Origin of the sequence: Irregularibacter muris, assembly GCF_024622505.1 — a bacterium.
Classification (GTDB): Bacteria; Bacillota; Clostridia; order Eubacteriales; family Garciellaceae; genus Irregularibacter; species Irregularibacter muris.
In genome coordinates, this window is the sequence record NZ_JANKAS010000006.1 from 48,974 (window position 1) to 70,594 (window position 21,621).

Genomic DNA, 21,621 nt, shown 5'->3' on the forward strand with positions numbered 1-21,621 from the left:
AAAAGGAGAGATTAACAGATGAATATTGAAAATAAAAAACAGTATTATGATATCACCCTAAGGCAATTAAAGGGCTTAGTCCAAGGGGAAAGAGATTGGCTAGCCAATAGTGCCAATGCTGCTGCTCTTCTCTTTAATACCATGAAAGATATTAACTGGTCAGGCTTTTACTTTTATCGAGAAGACCAATTGATCCTAGGCCCTTTCCAAGGGAAACCCGCTTGTATCCGTATAGATCTAGGAAAAGGAGTATGTGGTACAGCCGCCCAGAAAAGGAAAACCATTATTGTAGAAGATGTACACAAATTTCCAGGGCACATTGCCTGCGACAGCGCCTCCAACTCCGAAATTGTAGTCCCCATTATAAAAGAGGATAAATTAATCGGAATATTAGACATTGATAGCCCAGTCTTTAATCGATTTGATGAAGTTGATGGGAAGTATTTAGAAGAATTTGTGAAGATATTTAAGGAACATTGCCATTGGGATGTTTTCTTGTAGGGGAAGATCTATGTGTCTGCCCCTACAAGAAACCATTCAATGGTTTAAAACAATGACAACAGATGAATAGATAAGAGGTGATAAAAATAAAATTTATCCGCCTTTTTGCAAAAAAGTTTGGCAATGGGGATACTACGACCACATCATTAGAAGTAGGAAAAAATATTTGAAGATATATGGATACATAGAAACCAACCCTTTAAAATGGGAGGAAGATAAATATTTTACGCTATGAGTTGGTTTATGAACCGCCTCTATTAGACATTATTTTTATACTAATCCCAGTAGCCTTGCCCCCTGGGCAACCACAAAACACACTACTATACCCGTTATAGTGGGTACCAAGAAAGACATTCCAGTCCATTTCCAGCTCTGGGTTTCCTTACGAATAGTAAAGAGCGTAGTGCCACAGGGCCAATGATTTAGGGCAAAGAGCATAGTACAAACAGCGGTTAACCAAGTCCAACCATTATCTAAAAATAATTGCTTCATCTGATGTAGACTATCTAATTCCAACATAGCTCCCTGGGACATATAACTCATAATCAAAATAGGAATGACAATCTCATTCGCTGGTAGCCCTAATATGAAGGCCATTAAGATATACCCATCCATACCTAAAAGCTTCCCAAAGGGATCTAAAAACTGGGCACAATAGGTAAGCAAACTTACATTCCCTACGGGCACATTAGCCATCCCCCAGATAACTAACCCAGCGGGTGCTGCCACTACGATTGCCCGGCCTAGTACAAACAAAGTACGATCAAAAATAGAGCGAACAATGATTTTTCCTACTTGAGGCTTTCTATAGGGAGGTAATTCTAAAGTAAAGGAAGAGGGCAGTCCCTTTAACAGCGTTTTAGATAGTACTTTAGAAATGACTAGGGTAATCCCCACTCCTAATAAAATTGCCAATAATACCGCGCCTGTAGCCCCAAAGGAACTCATAAGACCAGTGCCCCCTACAAAAAACATACTTGCTAAAGCAATTAAAATAGGAAATCTACCATTACAGGGGACAAAGTTATTGGTGATGGTAGCAATTAGTCTTTCCCTAGGTGAGTCAATGATTCTGCAGGCGATAACCCCTGCAGCATTGCATCCAAAACCCATACACATAGTCAAGGCTTGTTTTCCATGGGCACAGGCCTTTTTAAAATAATGGTCTAGATTAAAGGCCACCCTAGGCAAATATCCTAAATCCTCTAATAGAGTGAAAAGAGGAAAAAAGATAGCCATAGGGGGAAGCATGACAGAGACTACCCAAGCCAAGGTACGGTAAACTCCTAATACAAGGAGGCCATGGAGCCATTGGGGAGCATTTATCCCATGGAAAAAGGTAGTTAGATGATCTTCAATCCAAAACAATCCCTTGGCCAACAGCTCAGAGGGAACATTTGCCCCTTCAATGGTGATCCAAAAGACTACGCCTAAAAGGGCAATCATGATGGGAATGCCAAATAATCTAGAAGTAAGGATGTTGTCAATTCGATGATCTAAGGCATTATAATGTTTATTTTCAAAGGATACTACTTTTTTACTCATATCCTCAGCGGTTTGAACAATACTGGACACAATAAGATCTCTTAAACTTTCTCTTTCAATTCCTTCGGTTTCTAAGTTTTCTCTAGCCTGAGTAATTTTTTCTTTTAGCCCATTATCTTGAGATAAATCCAGATCAAGATAATCTTTCATAGAAGCCAATAGGGCCTGATCTCCATCCATTAAACGCAGGGCAGCCCATTTGCTATTTATTTTATGATCGACCACATCATTTATATAGATTTCAACTTCTTCCACTGCCTTTTCCAAGTCTTTAGGATAGGAAATTTTAATAGGCTTAGTTTCTATCTTACCTAAAGCTACCTTTTCCACGGTATCTTTAAGCTCTTCCAAACCCTGGCCACTTCTTGCCGTGGTCCCTACCACAGGAATGCCCAAAAGGCTTGAAAGCTTTTTTAGATCTACGGTGATTTTTTTTCTTTTGGCCTCGTCTAGCAGATTTACGCAAAGAACCACCTTATCAGTGATCTCCAAAATTTGAAGTACAAGATTTAAGTTTCTTTCTAAACAAGTAGCATCGGCTACGATTACTGTGGCGTGGGGATTGCCAAAACAAAGAAAGTCTCTAGCGACTTGCTCTTCTACAGAGTTAGCCAATAAGGAATAGGTGCCAGGTAGGTCAACCAATACATAAGGCCTATCCCGGTGAGCATATCTCCCTTGAGCATTGGTCACGGTCTTGCCAGGCCAGTTGCCAGTATGTTGATTTAGACCGGTAAGACTATTAAATACTGTACTTTTTCCTGTGTTGGGATTGCCTGCCAAAGCAATGACAATATCGTCTGGGGATTCTAATTGGATCTCAAACATTTGATCTAAAGCCCCTAAACCAGTAGATTGGTTCGTTAAACCCATTTATACAACCTCCTAATTTTATGATTCAATTGATTCTACAAGAATTTGAGAAGCTTCTTCTGATCTCAAGGCAATAACAGCTCCCCTAATGCCATAGGCTACAGGATCACCTGCAGGACTTTTCCTTATGGACTCTACAGTTGTGTTATAGATCAACCCTAAATCCAACATTCGTCTTCGAGCTACCCCCTCTGAAACAAGCTTTTTCACCTTGCCAAAGGAACCAACGGGTAATTGGTGTAATGGAATTAAATTTATATTCATAGAATAAACTCCCTTCTATTAATTTTTTTGTTATTGATCACATAAATTAGTCATAGGAAACTTTGTTTGCCGTAGCTAATAATAAGATATGAAGAATAGGGTAAATTTGTTACACAATGAAAGGTAAACAAAAAAAGGAGATGGGATAAATGAAAAAGGATAGAGAATTTCATACCGTGCGAGGGTATCAAATGCTAAACGTAGAAGACAAATTGCTCACTTCCAGTATGGAGGATTATCTGGAAATGATTTATAGAGTATGTCAAAAAGATGGATATATACGAGTGAATGAATTGGCAGAAAAACTAAATGTTCGTCCTTCCTCCAGCACCAATATGGTCAAGAAGCTAAGGGAATTGGAATTAGTGGATTATCAAAAATATGGCATTATACAATTGACCAAGGAAGGGAAGGAAATCGGAGGCTTTCTCTTGAAAAGGCATCAAATTATAGAAAAATTTTTGAAAAATCTGGGTATAAGAAAAACCCTCCTTAAAGATACTGAAATGATAGAACATGATGTGAGCCTGACAACCTTAGAGAGTATGTATGTTATGAATCAATTTCTAGAGGACAATCCGGATGTATTGGATAAGTATATAGCCTTTAAGGAAGATTTTGATAAAGAGATTGATTTACCCAATCAGCTATAAGTACAAAAAATAAATATATATTACCTGTCCATGAGGAACCAATAGGAAAGTTTACGCATATTTATATATAAAGTGGCCTACTGAGTAGAAAATCAACAATAGTAGGAAACAAAGGAGTATATAAATATGAAAATAATATTACCCGCTTTATTATTTAGTATATCTGCTTGTCTGGACAATGTTGTTGTGGGTATAGCTTATGGGATAAAAAAAATTAAAATAGGAATCTCTGTAAATATAATGATTGCTTGTATCACAACCTTGGGGACATTTTTGTCCATGGTTTTTGGAACCTATATATCGAAACTTTTTCCTCCCTTTGTAGCCAATCTTCTTGGTGGGGGTATGATTGTATTTTTAGGAATATACTTTATTGTGGAAAGTCTAGTGAAGCTAGAAAGAAACACCCCTGCCAGGACCATGGCTCTTAAGGATATCGAGGATATGAAAAATTATGCAAGAAAGTCTGATGCAGATTGCTCTGGCCATATTGATATGAAGGAATCCATCTTTGTGGCACTGGGATTAACTTTGAACAATATAGGCACGGGCATAGCTGCCAGTATCACAGGAGTAAATATTCATATAACTCTTGTGGCCACCTTTGTCCTAAGTATCCTTACCATTATGTTAGGCAGAGGTATGGGAAATAGAGTATTAGGTAGATTTTTTGGTAAATATGCGCCCTTAATCGCGGGGGCATTGCTTGTTCTACTAGGAGGAATAGAAATCGCTCTATAATCAGAAAACACATACAGAGAGGGAAAAGACAAAGGATTTTAAAGAGATCCTTTGTCTTTTTAAATGAAAATATGTATCTTAGCTTTGAAATACCTAGATTTTTACTTTGATGGGATAAAATTGAAATAATGATGCCAACAGTAGTCATTTTCTTGACTAACTAAAAACATAATATTATAATAGAGTTGGCAGATTCTATTTTTAAATGGAAGGAGGACGTTAATGATCAAATTTAATGACATAACAAAAAGATATAAAGATACAACTATTCTATCGGACATTTCCTTTGAAATTGAAGAGGGACAGTTGGTTGTACTCATTGGTTTAAGCGGATGTGGAAAGACCACAACGCTAAAGATGATTAATAGATTAATCAAACCCACCTCTGGCAACATCTTCATCAATGGGGAGGATATTTCTACAAAAGATCCTATTGAACTCCGCAGAAGAATAGGATATGTTATACAACAAACTGGTCTTTTCCCCCATATGACCATAAGAGAAAATATTGAAGTTATCCCCCGCGTCGAGAAATTACCTCAAGAAAAAATTAATAATCGTACCCTAGAACTGATGAAAATGGTAGGGCTAGAAGAAGAGTTTTTAGATCGTTATCCTACTGAATTAAGTGGAGGGCAGCAACAAAGAGTAGGAGTGGCAAGGGCCTTTGCCTTGGATCCGGATATTATTTTAATGGACGAGCCCTTTTCAGCTCTTGACCCTATTACAAGAAATCAACTGCAGGATGAGTTGGTAAGCTTGCAAAGAAAAGTGAAGAAAACCATTGTTTTCGTCACCCATGATATGGCAGAAGCCATAAAAATTGCAGATAAAATATGTATTATGAATAAGGGACAAATTGTGCAGTATGATACACCAGAAAATATTTTAAAATACCCTGCCAATGATTTTGTATTGGAGTTTGTAGGGAAAAACAGAATTTGGGGATCCCCCAAATATATTAGGGCAAAGGACATTATGATTGAAAATCCTGTGACCTGTACCCCTGATCTTCCTCTATCGAGATGTTTAGAAAATATGCGCATGAGAAATGTCAACAGCCTTATGGTGGTAGAGGGAGAAAACCAAAAACTGCAGGGCATCATTAAAGCAAAGCAAATCGCTAAGCAAAAGGATCGTTCTATAGAAGTCAATCATATTATGCTGAAAGACTTTATCACCACCCATCCAGAGGATACCATTATTAATATTCTCAAAATGGTCAATACAGATGATGTATCTGAAATCCCTGTATTAGATGAGAGAGGCATGCTAATTGGACTAATTACCCAAAGTAGCCTTGTCAATACACTGAGTCAACAATACATTGTTCCGGATGGGGAGGTGGAATAGATGATGGCTTTCTTGTCTTATTTTATAAATAATATACAACAAGTGATTTCCCTCACCACAGAGCATATCATTCTGACAGCCATTGCAGTGGGATTGGCGGTACTCATTGGTGTACCCTTGGGTATTTTTATTAGCTATTTTCAAAAAGCCAGTAGAGCTGTAGTAGGGGCAACAAATATAGTACAGGCTATTCCAAGTATGGCCCTACTAGGCCTTATTATTCCCCTATTGGGGATTGGTTCTGTACCTTCTGTGGTTATTGTCATATTATATTCTCTTTTGCCCATCGTAAAAAATACCTATACGGGCATTACCAGCATTAATGAAGATACCTTAGAATCTGCAAAGGCAATAGGACTTACTAGATCCCAAGTACTCATTAAGGTACAGATTCCCCTAGCACTACCAGTGATTATGGCGGGTGTCCGTATCTCAGCCGTTACTGCTGTAGGCTTGATGACCATGGCGGCTTTTATCGGGGCCGGAGGCCTTGGATTTTTGATTTTTTCGGGTATTAGTACAGTCAATACTCATCAAATATTAGCAGGGGCCATACCAGCATGTATCTTGGCATTGCTTGTGGACTTTATATTTGGGCTGATCGAAAAATTAGTTACTCCTATAAGTTTACAAAATACAAAGGGCGTTTCTAAAAAAGCTTTGTATAAAACAAGGAAAAATCAAAAAGGAATATTAGCATTGACGGCAATAATTCTTATAGCCATCATGATTTCTACTGGCTTAGGCAATATCAATACAGCAGATAAAGTCATCACCATTGGAGGAAAGGACTTTACCGAACAGCGCATTGCTACCGAGCTTATGGCAGAATTAATTGAAGATAGAAGCGATATTAAGGTGAATCGACGATCAGGCTTAGGAGGTACTCAAGTATGCTTTAATGCCCTGAAATCAGGTGATATTGACATGTATCTAGAATATACCGGTACTGCCTATGGGGATACCTTAAGTTACCCACCCATTACTGATATGGATGAGGTATATGATACAGTGAAAAAGGATTTTAAAGAAAAATTTGATCTGGAAGTCTTAGAGCAAATGAACTTTAATAACACCTATACACTAGCCGTTAGTCAAGAAATTGCTGGGAAATACAACTTAGAAACCATCAGTGACTTAGCAAAGGTTGGAAATCAATTGACCGTTGGTTCCACCTTAGAATTTTTAAATAGGGAAGACGGCATTGTGGGACTTGCTAAACATTATGGCTTTAGCTTTAAAAATGAAATAGGCATCAATGGTTCAAATCGGTATATTGCAATAGAGAATAAAGAAATTGATGTAACAAATGCCTTTTCCACCGATGGCCTTTTGAAAAAGTTTAATCTTCAAGTACTAAAGGATGATCAAAACTTCTTTCCCCCCTATTATGCTATTCCTATCATTAGAAGCCAAACGCTAAAGGAATATCCTGAAATTCAATCCATCCTGGCAGAACTAGGAGAAGTATTAACTGATGAAGTTATGATGGAACTAAATTATCAAGTAGATGAATTGCAACAAAAACCCAAAAATGTTGCCCATGATTTTCTAGAAGAACAAGGAATGCTAAAAAATCAATAGAAATATGAAAAATGACAGGGGATCCTCCTCTGTCATTTTTATTAATATTTTAAAAAGAAAAGGAAAGTAAGTGAGGGTTGTAGATTGATGTGTCATCCCATCATGTATCTGCTACCATCTAGTCTATTTTTCCCTTATCCTGTCATTTGTTGACAGGATAGGAGGATTATAGGTATAATGATGTTAAATCTAAAATATTAAGAAAGGGCAAGGTATTTACAGAATGATTATATAATTCACTTTAAAGATTTGTGTAAAATGAAGGATTAATAGAAAGCCTTTGTACCTGTGCATTTTTCTAAATTTGTGAGTGGATAGTGTTTGAAATCTGTAATAGCTTGTCTATAAAATATTATTGGTACACGTAAAATAGAAGGCTCTGTCTATTTATATTTTATGTTGATCCAATTCTATTAGAGTGACGCTATCCTCTCCACTACATTATAAGGAGAGGTTTTTTTATGTTATTATTGGAAGGAAATCAAATAAAAAAGTATTTTGGAGATCGATTAATTTTAGATATCGAGAATTTAAAAATTTATGCTGAAGATAGAATAGGAATTGTAGGCCCCAATGGAGTAGGGAAAACTACGTTAATGAATATTTTAAGTAAAAAGGTACAGTCTGATGAGGGAACTGTTAGGTTGTATGGAGGGTACTCTTATATCTCTCAACTGGAGGAAGCGGAGAGTATACAAATAAGTGAAGAGATGGCTTCAAAGTTTAGAGTATCAACGACTTGGAAGCAAAATATGAGTGGAGGAGAAAAAACCAGGTTTAAATTGGCCCAGGGTTTAAGTAAAGATAGTTCAATAATATTTGCCGATGAGCCTACTAGTAACTTAGACATGGAGGCTATTGAACTGGTGGAAAAAAGATTTCAAGAATATAGGGGATCTTTAATGATCATCTCCCACGATAGAAGCTTTTTGGATAAATTATGTAATAAAATATGGGAGCTAGAAGATGGTAAGATAAATATCTATAATGGAAATTATAGTGATTATGCCCTACAAAAATCCAAAGAAAAAGAAAGGGCTCAATTTGAATACCAGCAATATATCAAGGAAAAGAAACGTTTAGAAGGGGTTATTGAGGACACAAAACAGAAGGGAAAAAGTATAAAGAGGCCGCCTAAAAGAATGGGAAATTCTGAAGCTAGACTTCACAAAATGGGAGGACAAAAGGCTAAGGCGACCTTGGATAGAGCAGCTAAAAATATTGAAAAACGAATAGAGCATTTAGAAAGCAAAGAAAAACCTAAAGAATTAGAGGCAATCAAGCTAGACATAGTCAATCAAGATAGGCTTTATAGCAAAATCCTTATAGAGGGAAAAAATATTCATAAAACCTTTGGAGAAAAAACCATCTTGAAAGATAGCGATTTTAAAATAAATAATGGTGCCAAAGTGGCTTTTATCGGTCCCAATGGATGCGGAAAAAGTACCCTAGTCAAAATGATCATAAACGGAGAGGAGTCCATAAAAATAGCTAAAAGAGCCAAGATAGGCTACTTTGATCAAAATATGAATATTTTAAAGGAAAATCTAAGCATCATAGAAAATGTTATGGAAAGTAGCATCTATGATGAAACCTTTGCAAGAATACTATTGGCCCGTCTATTATTTAAGGGAGAAGATGTCTACAAAAAAGTAGAGGTACTAAGTGGAGGAGAACGGGTGAAGGTTTCCTTTGCCAAAATATTATTACAGGATATGAATTTATTGATATTAGATGAGCCTACCAATTATATGGACATCAACTCTATAGAGGTCATGGAAGAAGTTCTTAAGGAATATCAAGGGACATTGTTACTGGTTTCCCATGATAGAAGCTTTGTAAGTACTATTGCAGATCATATTATGACCATAAACAACCATAAAATAGAAATGTTTAGGGGCACTTATCAGGAATATTTAGAGAAAAGGAATACCCCATTGGATGATACGAAGGAAGAAGTAGAGAAGAGAATATTTGTCTTGCAAAATCGTATGGCAGAAGTGATAGGAAAATTATCTATGCCTTCAAAAGATGATGATATAGAAGCATTGGATGAAGAATATCATGAGATATTAAAGGAGATAAAAAAACTGAAATCCATACATTAACTATAATAAAAGGAGAGCTATCTATGAATTGTCCAATTTAAAAACCATATCATATTTTCTTAGCCTATTCCAATAGGTTATTTATTGTGCAAAAAATGATATGGAGGTTTTAAATTGGAAGATAATAAAAAGAATATCTATTTGCTCTATGGTATTGCTTTATTACAGGGTATGGTGTTTTATGGACCCATAGCGACCCTTTATCGTCAGTCCCAGGGAATTTCTGTTTTTGAGATCACTCTTATAGAAAGCATTTCTCTAGTGGTGATGATTGCCTGTGAAATCCCTTGGGGATATATAGCGGATAGGATAGGGTATAAAAAAACGATTCTTATATGTAATATTCTCTACTTTATATCCAAGATTATATTTTGGAAAGCCGATAGTTTTATATGGTTTCTGGCGGAAAGACTTATATTATCTATAGTTCTATCAGGATTATCGGGTTGTGATTCGGCTTATTTATACCTGTCCGCGGGAAAAAAAGATAATCAAAAGATCTTCGGCATCTATAATGCTATGAGTAATGGGGGATTGGTGATTGCCTCTATGATATTTTCTCTAGTGATCAAAGATAATTATAGACAGGCAGCTTTTTTTACTATGCTGTCCTACGGGCTAGCCATGATCCTTTCCTTCATGCTCAGTGGGGTTCACCATAAGTCAGATGTAAGGATCCCATTGGGTAAACCATTAAAAACACTTGCAGTTTCTATTGGAGAAAATAAGAAATTTATTCTCTTTTTGATTTCCTCAGCTTTACTTATGGAAAGTCATCAGACCATTACGGTTTTTCTTAGCCAAATACAATATGTACGTTCAGGGATATTAACGCAATATATGGGATACATTTATATTGCTGTTACTTTATCTGGTATGCTATCTGCTTATTCTTCCAAACTTACCACTTGGCTAGGTGAAAGTATGGTCATAAAGTTTTTGTTTTGTATAGCAGCAGTATCTTGCATCCTCATGGCAGTACTACCTCATTTCATGATTTCTATATTGGGAATAGTCATTTTAAGGGTGGCAACCTCTTTGTTCATCCCTGTAAGCATGGATATTCAAAATCGTCAAATAAAAGCATCTAACCGTGCCACCATTTTATCTATTTATTCATCTATGATGAACATGATCGCTGTTTGTACAAATTTAATCTTTGGGAAAATAGCCGATGTTGGGATTGAGTATGCTATGATTACTGGAGGAGTGTTTTGTTTCGTGGGATTAATCCTTTATACACTTTGGCAAGGAGAGGCTTTAAATCCTAAGTACCATCCCAGAGTCTAGTTAATAGGGGAAAATCCTAGAGTTTTATTTTAAATATACTATATATGAAAAAATTAGGTTAAATCATAGTTGTATAAAACCATTCTCTAACATAGGAGGAATTTAAGTTTGTTTTACTTTAAATATTTCATGGTATTTGTAATGATTATTGAGTTAATGATGGGTTATACGATAATAAGTGCAGCTTATGAGGGATATAAACAAAAACGAGTTAATTTTAGTAAGGTTATTTTATGCTCTATTTTAATGATTGTAATTCTTATAATTACTTTCGCTATAACAGTTTTTGTTTAGATAAATTAATACACAATTTTTGTAAATTTCATAGAATAATTTAGAGCAACATAACTTAAAAGGAATCAGGCTTAGGTTATTTTGGAGTTTATGGGACAGTTCATTAATAAAAGTAAAGGGCTGAAATCTGGTGAACAGATCAGCCCTTTTTATTTTCTTAGTGGAGACTCCATCCAGCAAAGAAACCATTTCTTACCGCACCACCGATTTGTGCTACTTCATTACAGTCACCAATAATGGCTGTAGTTGGATACTTATAAGCAATTTCTTCTGCAAGCTTGTGACGAGCCTTCATGCCGAAAGCGCTAATAACAGTATCGGCAGGAAAGAATACTTCTTTTCCATCGCCATCAATAGCTTTTACTTCTTTAGAAGTGATTTCGGTAATTTTATGTCCAGCATATTGTTTTACATTGTGATCTTCTAATCGGAAAAGTAGGGGATTTCTATTATCTAAAAGCATATTTGGTGCAATCTCAGGTGCCATTTCTACAATAGAAACTTCTTTACCTTCCATAGCGAGTTCAAGGGCACAATCACAACCAGAGGCCCCACCACCAGCTACCACGATTTTGTTTCCTTTGACTTTTTCAGGATTTAAATGAGCTTCTAGCACATTGACTGTATTTTCTATGCCGGATATAGGTGGGTTAAAGACTTCAGCTCCAATAGCAACAATAATGCGATCAGCATCTTCAAGTTCAGGCGAGTCTGCATGGATTTCTTTGTTTAGTACTATGACTACACCAGCTTTTTGGATTTGAAGTTTTTGCCAGTCTACAAATAAACGTAGTCTTCTTTTAAAGGGGGGTTGGAAAGCTGCAATTAATTGACCACCTAAGGCATCACTTTTTTCGTATAAAGTAACTTGGTGTCCTTGGAGGGCGGCTACCCGTGCTGCTTCCATTCCTCCAGGTCCTCCACCTACCACGACAACTTTTCTTGGACGATTGGTTTTTACTAGAGGATATTCTTTTTCAAATACCGCCTGTGGATTTATAGCACAGGAGATAACTCTATTTTCATAAAGTCTTCCAACACATACCTCATTACAATACAGGCATGGTCTTACATCTTCTTCCATACCATCAAGCAGCTTATTAGGCATATCTGGATCGGCAATTAATTGACGTCCAAACATGACCACATCACATTTTCCATCTGTTAAAGCTTCTTCGGCAGTTTCTGGAGTAAATGTACCAGCTGCTAGCACTGGAACACTTACAGCCTCTTTTATTTTAGCAGCATAATCAACCATACATGCATCACCAGAATAAATAGAAGGGACTATCCATTGTTTTCGTTCGTAGCATCCCATATCAATATCAAAGGCATCAATACCTAATTCTTCTAAATATTTGGCAATTTCGATACTTTCTTCTAAGGTTCTTCCACCAGGGAAATCATGATCAGCCGCCATACGTATTAGAATAGGATAATCAGGACCTACTTCATCACGGATTGCTTCATAGATTTCTTTGACAATTCGCATACGATTTTCAAAGCTACCGCCATACTCATCAGTACGTTTATTCCAAGCTGGAGTCATGAATTGATCTAACATATATCCAGCATGGGCGTGAATCTGTACTGCATCTGCTTCAGCCGTACTAGCATTTCTAGCAGCAATTCGATAATGTTCTACGATATCATGAATTTCTTCGATGGTCAGTGCACGACAATTTTGCTCTGGATGATAAAAGGAGGGGACTTCTGAAGCGGAAACCATTTGCTCATCACTAAAAGGAAAAGCATTTCTTCCTAAACCACAACTTAATTGTAGACAAATTTTAGCACCTTCTGCATGGCATGCTTCTGCAAGAAGAGCCCATCCCTTCATTTGCTCATCTGTTCCAGCGGTAGTGACATAATCAATCCAAGGATCAGTTTTATTTGTAACATACTGTCCTTCTAATAAAATCATTCCAACTCCGCCACGAGCTCTAGCTCTATAGTATTCAATTTGCTTTTCATTTGGAAAACCATTACGAGCTTCTGAGAAAGTTCCCATTGGAGCCATTACAATACGATTTTTAAGATCCATACCGTTGATCCTAAATCTTGAAAAAAGATGTGGATAGTTTTTATTCATAATACTGTTTTCCTCCTTTAATTGAATGTAAATGGGTTTATTTCAAAAATCAAAATCCTATCTACATTCAGTATATTTGTTTGTTAATTAACACACAATGTGCAGATGCCTAAACTTTGAAATGGATTTTGGAGGTTTTGTACAAATCGATTGATTAACTTCTTGGGACATAAAGGTCCTTAGTGAGCATTGACAAGTGATCATCCTCAAAAGTATACTTAGTGCAACGAAGTAAATTATTTTAGATTTTTAATGCTAATCTTAATGGAGGTTATGTATTATGGATTTAAAAGAAATATATGTTAGAATGTTTAACGGGATTAAATCAGGAGGAGTTGAATCTGTATTGCAAGCAGCTTATGAAGTATTTAATATGCCTGTAGCTGTGTGTGATGCCTCTTTTGAAATGTTGGCTAAAAATTACCCACCTACCCCTCAGGATGATGCTTGCTGGGATATCCCTTTAGAAGAGCAAAAGGTACCATTGGAAATTGTGCAGATCTTTCAACAACATAACCTTATAGATATTGTGAATAAATCTCCTGGCAAGTCTATTCATTTGAATTGGGGATGGTTTAAGGATCATCCACGTCTAACAACCTCTATCCTTATTGACAATAATATAATAGGATATCTGGCGGTTTTATGTCCAATGGAAAAATATGAGTCTTGGCATGATGATGCGCTGCAGATTGTTGCTGATTCCATGGGAATTGTTCTAGAAAAGCAAGGGATTCTTAACAAAGGATCCAATATTATACTGCAATCCTTTGCCCGGGATTTAATCATGGGCAATATAAAAACTCAATTGGATTTTAAAAAATGGTTGACCCTTGCAGAATTAAACATAAAAGAAAGCTATGTCATACTGGCCATAGCTCCCTCTAGTATGGATAGGGAAGATTCATTTGCTTATTTTGAAAGGCAGTTGAAGTACAAAGAATCCTCCCTTTTGACCTATGCATCTAATGGTATTTTATATGTTTTTTTATATAACTTAAGTAATCATGGAGTTTCAGAGAGCACTTTGAAGAATATTTCAGAATTGATAAAATCCTTAGATCTCATTTGCGGAATGAGTTACACTTTTTCCGATATAAAGAATATTTTCTTATATCGGGAACAAGCATTGGCTGCCCTTCAAACAGGGAGAAAGATTGACCCTCAAAAGAATATTTATCATTATAGCTATTACGCCTTAAAAGCTATTTTACTTTCCTCATTTGACAAAATCCAACCACAAAATTGTATTCATCCAGCATTATATTTGTTGAAAGACTATGACAAAGAAAATAATACTACCTATTTTGAAACCCTAAGAATTTATATGATTAATCAACAAAGTGCCAGTATTGTTTGTGATAAATTGCATATTCATCGCAATACACTTAGGTATAGACTAAAAAAAGTAGAAGAGATCACTAATATTAATATTCAGGATAATTCTATTTACTCATACTTGCTTGTAAGCTTTCAGGTATTGGATCTTATAGAAAAATTGGAACAAAATTAATAAGAGTAAGTTATAGAGTTGTAGGTAAAAATGTCTTAACAAACGGCTAATACAGAGATGTAGAACTTTACCATATGACATGAAACAACCGACCCCATGTGTTCTCTTGGCAAAAGTAAGTTTAGTTTAAGTCATAGTTATAGAACTATATGACTATTGAATAGTTAATTATGGGGGAATGAATAATGAGAAAACTTAGGAAGAAAATATTAGTTATATCAGCGTTATTCATAGTGTTATTACTCACAGGCTGTAATAATGAAGTTGCCTACTCTGAAAATTTTGAAGGAATTCCAATTTATCCTGGAATGCAGTTATTAGAGATGTTGGATTCAGAAGAAATGGTAAGCGAGAAATATATAGATTTTGATTTTAAGGGTAATCTTGACAAAGTCAAAACATATTTTCATAAGAATATCAACCAAGAAATATGGGAGATTGTTGAAGCAAAGGAAGTTGTCCATAATTCTACAATCGACAAACAATACAACTATCAATTAGAAAATGACAATGAAAAGGCAAGTGTTATGTTCATTAAGGGAAAAGATAAAACGCTTATTATAGACTTAATAAAAGGTAAATAACATTTATCAATATCTAAGCCTCCAACTTATATAAGTTGGAGGCTTAAATGTTTTTGCTTTAGCTTTAGGTAGGGGAGAGTTTTCATCTAAAGTCTTAATGTTCAATTTTAACTGGAGGAGTTCATTATTATATCTTCTTTAACCTTGCAATTTCATTCCAGTTACTACTGGTTATAATCTCAACATTGGTTAAATTTTTTCTTAGGTCCTCAATAGATTCTTTTAACTCTAAATGTCTATTGGCATTTTTGGGATCCATATCCTCAACTAAAGCTTTTATCTGCCTTTGTCCAGATTCTAGATGGTCAAAACGATTATTGGCTTCTTTTCTAAAAATTTTCAACTCATTTTCTGTACCCTGGAACCTATCCTCCAATCTTTGGAACTTATTGTCCAATCCTTGGAACCTATTCTCCAAACCTTGGAACTTATCCTCCAATCCCTGGAAACTATCTTCCATTTTGTCGAATTTAGAATTCATTTGATTCATCAAGTTTTCTAAAAACTCTTTTGTTTCTTTATCCATTTTCCAACCCCCCATAAAATGATTATTCCCCATGTATCTCATTTCTTTACAATAAAATTCTAGATTTAGTCTCTATATATTATCTTAAATCAATAGTAAATCATTTGAAATAGCCATTTTTATATATCATTTAACTTAGCTTTATTATATATCAACAGATATATTAACTCAATGCTAAAGGAATAATTGCACCCCTTCCATACTTATTCCTATGCCCTCTGGCTTATCTCTATATTTATCTATCCCAATTTTATTTGATGATACACTTTTTTCCCCTTACGGATCATGAGGGTGTCTTCTGAAAAGTCCTCTAGGGTGATATTCTGGTCAATATCCTTTACCCTTTCGTCATTGACATATACTCCACCCTGTTGGATGAGTCTTCGGGCTTCTCCTCTGGAGGAAACTAAACTTGCTCTTTGAAGAAGAGAGATAATATCTAATCCTTCTACAAAGTCATCTTTTGAAATTTCGGTGGAGGGAAGGTCGGTAGCATTTGCTTCATGGCCGAATAAGGATTTGGCAGCTTGGTCAGCTTTCCTGGCTTCCTCTTCTCCATGAACTAATTTGGTCACTTCAAAGGCCAATACTTCCTTGGCTTTATTAATTTCTGCTCCTTCTAAGGAACCTAAACGCTTTACCTCTTCCATAGGCAAGAAGGTTAGAAGAGCCAAACATTTTTCTACATCTGCATCATCTACATTTCTCCAGTATTGGTAGAACTCATAGGGAGTGGTTTTATTGGCATCCAACCAAATAGCCCCAGATTGGGTTTTACCCATTTTTTTGCCTTCGCTGGTGGTCAGTAGGGAGAAAGTCATTCCATAGACTTGGGCAGATTCGACCCGTCTCACTAAATCCACTCCACTGATGATGTTGGACCACTGGTCATTACCGCCTAATTGTAATTTGCAATTTTCCCTTCTATATAACTCCAAAAAATCATAGGATTGCATAAGCATATAGTTAAATTCAATAAAGGATAGGCCCTTTTCCATTCTACTTTTGAAGCATTCTGCAGTCAGCATTCTATTGACAGAGAAATGCACCCCGACGTCCCTTAAAAAGGGAATGTAGGTTAAATCCATTAACCAGTCAGCGTTGTTGACCATAATAGCCTTATCTTCAGAGGAGAAGTCTACTAATCGAGAAAATTGATCTTTAAAAGCATCTCCATTTTTCTTGATTTGCTCGGGAGTGAGCATTTGTCTCATATCAGTACGGCCAGAGGGATCTCCTACCATGGCTGTACCTCCGCCGATTAATGCGATAGGACGATGCCCTGCTTTTTGCATATGGGCCATGACCATGAGTTGTACAAAGTGACCGACATGTAGGCTATCTCCGGTAGGGTCAAAACCCACATAGAAAGTGATAGATTCCTTTCCTAATAGTTCTCTTATCTCTTCTTCATGGGTTGATTGTTCTATATAACCCCTTTCAGAAAGAGTATCGAATACATTTTTCATAATCAAATACCTCCTAAATTTATTCAAATAAAAAGGCCACCTCTATCCATAAGGACGAGATCGCCGTGGTACCACCTTAATTTACATCTAAAATATCTAGATGTCTTTATCCATGTAACGAATGGGGGTCGGGAAAAATCCATACTCCAGAGGCGTAATTGGCTATTTATGTGCTGCAGCTCTTTCACCAGCCGAACTGCTCTCTACATTGTAACCATAAATAACTACTAAAACTCCTTCATCATACATATCAATATTTAATATTAATCTTTACAGAATTGTATCAGAATATACTATTTTTGACAAGGGGGAGAAAGATGTTTCAAAGAAGTAGCGGAATTTTAATGCCGATTACCGCCTTGCCTAGCCTCTATGGCATTGGGACCCTAGGAAAGGAGGCCTATGAATTTATAGATTTTCTTAATCGAGGAGGGCAGAGCTATTGGCAGATACTTCCCCTAGGTCCTACAGCCTTTGGGGACTCTCCATATCAATCCTTTTCTAGTTTTGCAGGCAATCCCTATTTGCTTGATCTAGATTTATTACGTAAAGAGGATCTTTTAAAAAAGGAGGAGTTTCAGGAGATAGACTTTGGAAGGAACAGAGAAAGGGTAGATTATCAAAAAATATTTTTGAATAAGATTCCCCTATTTAAAAAGGCATTCCAAAGGGGGAAGGCAATTTATTCAAGGGAAATAAAACAATTTGTAGAGGAAAATAGTTACTGGGTGAAGGATTATGCCCTTTATATGACATTAAAATTTCAATATGAACTAAAGCCGTGGAAAGACTGGCCCAAAGATATAGCCAAAAGAAACCCTCGGGTTGTGAAATACCTCGAAAAAGAATTAAAAGAAGAAATAGATTATTGGATATTTTTGCAATATATCTTTTTAAAACAATGGGGAGATATCAAGAAATACGCCAGTGAAAAGGACATAAAGATTATCGGAGATATTCCCATATATGTGGCAGAGGATAGTGTAGATACTTGGATAAACCCAGAAATATTCTTATTGGATGATGACAATCTACCCCTTAAAGTAGCCGGTTGTCCCCCGGATGCTTTTTCCTCTACCGGTCAGTTATGGGGCAATCCCCTATATCGTTGGGATGTATTAGAGAAAAGCAATTTCCATTGGTGGATAAATAGAATAAAGAGACATTTTTTCCTTTATGATGTTCTTCGTATTGACCATTTTAGAGGCTTTGAAAGCTATTGGGCAATTCCCTATGGAGAAAAAACAGCTCAAAGAGGGCAATGGCAAAAGGGCCCGGACCTTAAACTGTTTCACGCCATTGAGCAGTCTTTAGGGCAGGTAAAGATTATTGCCGAGGACTTAGGAGACTTATCTCCAGAGGTCATTGAAATGAGAGAATCTTTGGGCTACCCAGGTATGAAGGTCTTACAATTTGCCTTTGATGGCAATCAGCAAAATCCATACTTACCCCATCATTATGATAAAAACTCTGTGGTCTATACAGGCACCCATGATAATGACACCATCATAGGATGGTTAGAAAAAGGAACGCCCAAAGAAATAAAGATGGCCAAGAAATATTTAAATTTAAATAACCAAGAAAGATATCACTGGGATTTTATCCGAGGGGCATGGAGTTCGGTAGCTGATCTTGCCATCGCCCCCATGCAAGACTTTTTAGGTTTAGACAGTGGAGGGAGAATGAATATCCCTTCCACCACTCAAGGGAATTGGCAGTGGAGGGCAAAAAAAGAGGACTTAGGACCAGAGTTGGCAGAAAGCATAAGAAAGCTAACAAGACTTTATGGAAGGTAAGGTGAAAAAATGTTTAACAAAGAGGAATTTATAAAAAGCATGGAAATTATACTCAGAGCAGAAAAAGCAAAAACCTTAGATGAAGCCGAGGAGCAGGAAAGGTGGAATGCCCTTTCCAAGACGATTATCCACATGATTACCCCAAGGTGGAAGGAGACTACAGAAAACTACCACAGGTCAAAACAAGCCTACTATTTTTCTGCTGAGTTTCTCATGGGTAGAGCATTGAGCAATAACCTAATGAATTTGGGCATTGATGACAAAGTCAGAAAAAGCCTAAGGGAATTAAATATAGATCTAAATAAACTTGAGAGGATAGAGGAGGATGCTGGTTTAGGAAATGGAGGCCTGGGGAGATTAGCCGCCTGCTTTATGGACTCTAGTGCTACCTTAAATCTTCCAGTTACAGGCTATGGAATACGATATCGCTATGGGATATTCAAGCAAAGATTTGAAGAAGGATTTCAAGTAGAAGAAGGGGATAATTGGATGAGATATGGAGATCCCTGGTCTATTAGACGGGAAGAAGAGAGTGTTATGGTCAGTTTCCATGGACAACAGGTAAAGGCTATCCCCTACGATACTCCTATTATAGGCTATCAAACGAAGAGCATAAATACCCTCCGTCTATGGCAGGCAGAGGCCACAGAAGAATTTAATTATCCCTTATTTAATCAGCAGCAATATGATGAGGCAGTAAGGAAAAAAAACAGGGCAGAGGATATATCCAAAGTATTGTATCCCAATGATTCCAACACAGAGGGAAAAAAGTTGCGACTCAAACAGCAATACTTTTTTGTATCGGCTTCTCTGCAGGATTTAGTCAGTAAATATCGGGAAAAGTTCGGGGAAAACTTTGAACACTTCTCTAGGGATCATGCCATTCAACTGAATGATACCCATCCGGTTGTGGCTATTCCAGAACTCATGCGAATTCTTCTAGATGAGTTGCATATGCCCTGGAAAAAAGCATGGAAAATAGTTGTAGAGACCTTTTCTTATACCAATCATACTACCCTAGCGGAGGCTTTAGAAAAATGGGATATCGGATTATTTAGCCAAATTCTTCCGAGAATATATGAAATTGTAGTGGAAATTCATAGACGTTTTGAAGAAGAACTGATCTCTTTAGGCTATTCCCAGGAAGGGGTACAACCTATGAGAATTATTTGTCATGGGCAAATCCACATGGCCTGGTTAGCTATAGTAGGCAGTCACACCGTCAATGGAGTAGCTCAGATTCATACAGAAATACTTAAAAATCGTGAGTTAAGGCATTGGTATAAATTATATCCCCAGAAGTTTCAAAACAAAACCAATGGGATTACTCCAAGACGTTGGTTGGCCCTATGTAATAGGGAATTGGCCAGCCTAATTACAGAACTTTTGGGAGATGAGGGATGGATTGTTGATCTCAAGAGAATAAAGAAGCTAGAAAAATATGCTCAAGATCCAAGGGTGCTCAAGAGATTTTTGGAGATTAAACAATGGAAGAAAAAGCAGTTGGCAGAGTATATTGAAAAAAGAGAGGGAATAGTCCTAGACACCCAATCTATTTTTGATATCCAGATAAAAAGATTGCATGAATATAAAAGACAATTATTAAAGGCTTTTCATATTTTAGATTTGTATTTTCAACTTAAAGAAAACCCTGAAAAGGAGATTCCCCCTATCACCTTTATCTTTGGAGCCAAAGCCGCTCCAGGCTATTATATTGCCAAGGGAATTATTAAATACATGAATGAAATAGCGAAACTCATTAATGGAGATGAAGAGATTGAAGGCAAGTTAAAGGTAGTATTTGTGGAAAATTATAATGTTTCCTATGGGGAATACCTATTTCCTGGGGCAGACCTGTCAGAGCAAATTTCTACGGCAGGAAAGGAGGCTTCAGGAACAGGAAATATGAAGTTTATGCTCAATGGAGCTCCTACCCTAGGCACCTATGATGGGGCCAATGTAGAAATCATCCAAGAAGCGGGAAAAGAAAACAACTATATTTTTGGAGCCACAGTAGAGGAGTTAGAGATCTTAGGGCACCACTATAACCCAAAAGAATATTATAAGACTGTACCAGGATTAAAAAGAGTGATGGACACCCTTATTGATGGCACCTTTGATGACGGAGGAACGGGAATGTTCCAAGAAATATATAAATCTTTGTTGGAGGGAGCCCATTGGCAAATAGCAGATCAGTATTTTATCTTAAAGGATTTTGAAGACTATCGGCAGGTTTATCAAAGAGTCTTGGAAGAGTATCAAGATAGGATATTGTGGGCAAAAAAATGCTGGATGAATATTTGTAATGCAGGAAAATTTAGTAGCGATCGTACTGTCCAAGAATATGCTAAAGAAATATGGCATATAAAAAAACAAAATTAAAGTCATAAAAAAACAGAAATGCCCATAGAATGAAAGATAGAAAAAAATAGTGT

Annotated in this window: 16 protein-coding genes; 11 read left to right on the top strand and 5 right to left on the bottom strand. The window is 36.6% G+C overall.

What is annotated here, in order from left to right; genetic code table 11:
- The first annotated feature begins 18 nt into the window (after positions 1 to 18).
- The gene (gene msrC, locus NSA47_RS08165) at positions 19 to 501 is read left to right on the top strand and encodes a free L-methionine (R)-S-oxide reductase MsrC (RefSeq protein ID WP_257530803.1); all 483 of its coding nucleotides are present in this window, start codon (positions 19 to 21) and stop codon (positions 499 to 501) included.
- A gap of 270 nt (positions 502 to 771) precedes the next feature.
- Here the strand turns inward: msrC and feoB are convergent, their stop codons facing one another.
- Both feoB and NSA47_RS08175 read right to left on the bottom strand, forming a co-directional pair.
- Positions 772 to 2,919: a ferrous iron transport protein B gene (gene feoB, locus NSA47_RS08170; protein WP_257530805.1), complete on the bottom strand. Its 2,148-nt coding sequence runs from the start codon at positions 2,917 to 2,919 to the stop codon at positions 772 to 774.
- Between the two features lie 18 nt (positions 2,920 to 2,937).
- On the bottom strand, positions 2,938 to 3,183 hold the full coding sequence (locus NSA47_RS08175; protein ID WP_257530807.1) for a FeoA family protein: 246 nt from the start codon (positions 3,181 to 3,183) through the stop codon (positions 2,938 to 2,940).
- Between the two features lie 149 nt (positions 3,184 to 3,332).
- On the opposite strand from NSA47_RS08175, the gene NSA47_RS08180 reads away from it, so the two are divergent.
- The 6 genes from NSA47_RS08180 (at position 3,333) to NSA47_RS08205 (ending at position 10,912) form a co-directional block, all read left to right on the top strand.
- On the top strand, positions 3,333 to 3,836 hold the full coding sequence (locus NSA47_RS08180; protein WP_257530809.1) for a metal-dependent transcriptional regulator: 504 nt from the start codon (positions 3,333 to 3,335) through the stop codon (positions 3,834 to 3,836).
- Between the two features lie 126 nt (positions 3,837 to 3,962).
- Positions 3,963 to 4,577, top strand: a complete 615-nt coding sequence (locus tag NSA47_RS08185) for an MntP/YtaF family protein (protein WP_257530811.1) — start codon at positions 3,963 to 3,965, stop codon at positions 4,575 to 4,577.
- 222 nt (positions 4,578 to 4,799) lie between these two features.
- Positions 4,800 to 5,930 (top strand): ABC transporter ATP-binding protein, encoded by a 1,131-nt coding sequence (locus tag NSA47_RS08190; RefSeq protein ID WP_257530813.1) that lies wholly within the window; start codon positions 4,800 to 4,802, stop codon positions 5,928 to 5,930.
- A complete protein-coding gene (locus NSA47_RS08195) occupies positions 5,931 to 7,514 on the top strand; it encodes an ABC transporter permease/substrate-binding protein (protein WP_257530815.1) in 1,584 nt (527 codons plus the stop codon).
- A gap of 461 nt (positions 7,515 to 7,975) precedes the next feature.
- Positions 7,976 to 9,622 carry a ribosomal protection-like ABC-F family protein gene (gene abc-f, locus NSA47_RS08200; protein WP_257530817.1) on the top strand — a complete coding sequence of 549 codons (1,647 nt, stop codon included), beginning with the start codon at positions 7,976 to 7,978 and terminating at the stop codon, positions 9,620 to 9,622.
- Between the two features lie 114 nt (positions 9,623 to 9,736).
- Positions 9,737 to 10,912: an MFS transporter gene (locus tag NSA47_RS08205; RefSeq protein WP_257530819.1), complete on the top strand. Its 1,176-nt coding sequence runs from the start codon at positions 9,737 to 9,739 to the stop codon at positions 10,910 to 10,912.
- Positions 10,913 to 11,363: 451 nt separating this feature from the next.
- On the opposite strand, the gene NSA47_RS08210 is transcribed toward NSA47_RS08205, so the two are convergent.
- On the bottom strand, positions 11,364 to 13,298 hold the full coding sequence (locus NSA47_RS08210) for an oxidoreductase (protein WP_257530821.1): 1,935 nt from the start codon (positions 13,296 to 13,298) through the stop codon (positions 11,364 to 11,366).
- Positions 13,299 to 13,578: 280 nt separating this feature from the next.
- Here NSA47_RS08210 and NSA47_RS08215 point away from each other — a divergent pair, with 280 nt between their 5' ends.
- A complete protein-coding gene (locus tag NSA47_RS08215; RefSeq protein ID WP_257530823.1) occupies positions 13,579 to 14,811 on the top strand; it encodes a PucR family transcriptional regulator in 1,233 nt (410 codons plus the stop codon).
- A gap of 185 nt (positions 14,812 to 14,996) precedes the next feature.
- Entirely contained in the window at positions 14,997 to 15,395 is a 399-nt protein-coding gene (locus tag NSA47_RS08220; RefSeq protein ID WP_257530824.1) for a hypothetical protein, read from the top strand.
- A 127-nt stretch (positions 15,396 to 15,522) separates the two neighbouring features.
- On the opposite strand, the gene NSA47_RS08225 is transcribed toward NSA47_RS08220, so the two are convergent.
- Together NSA47_RS08225 and tyrS are read right to left on the bottom strand one after the other, a co-directional pair.
- Positions 15,523 to 15,921, bottom strand: coding sequence for a hypothetical protein (locus NSA47_RS08225; protein WP_257530826.1), 399 nt, complete (start codon positions 15,919 to 15,921; stop codon positions 15,523 to 15,525).
- A 239-nt stretch (positions 15,922 to 16,160) separates the two neighbouring features.
- Positions 16,161 to 17,390, bottom strand: a complete 1,230-nt coding sequence (gene tyrS / locus NSA47_RS08230; protein ID WP_257530828.1) for a tyrosine--tRNA ligase — start codon at positions 17,388 to 17,390, stop codon at positions 16,161 to 16,163.
- Positions 17,391 to 17,707: 317 nt separating this feature from the next.
- Between tyrS and malQ the strand changes: the two genes are divergently transcribed.
- Complete coding sequence (gene malQ, locus NSA47_RS08235) at positions 17,708 to 19,186, top strand: 4-alpha-glucanotransferase (protein ID WP_257530830.1); 1,479 nt, start codon at positions 17,708 to 17,710, stop codon at positions 19,184 to 19,186.
- A gap of 9 nt (positions 19,187 to 19,195) precedes the next feature.
- On the top strand, positions 19,196 to 21,568 hold the full coding sequence (locus NSA47_RS08240) for a glycogen/starch/alpha-glucan phosphorylase (RefSeq protein ID WP_257530832.1): 2,373 nt from the start codon (positions 19,196 to 19,198) through the stop codon (positions 21,566 to 21,568).
- Positions 21,569 to 21,621 lie beyond the last annotated feature (53 nt).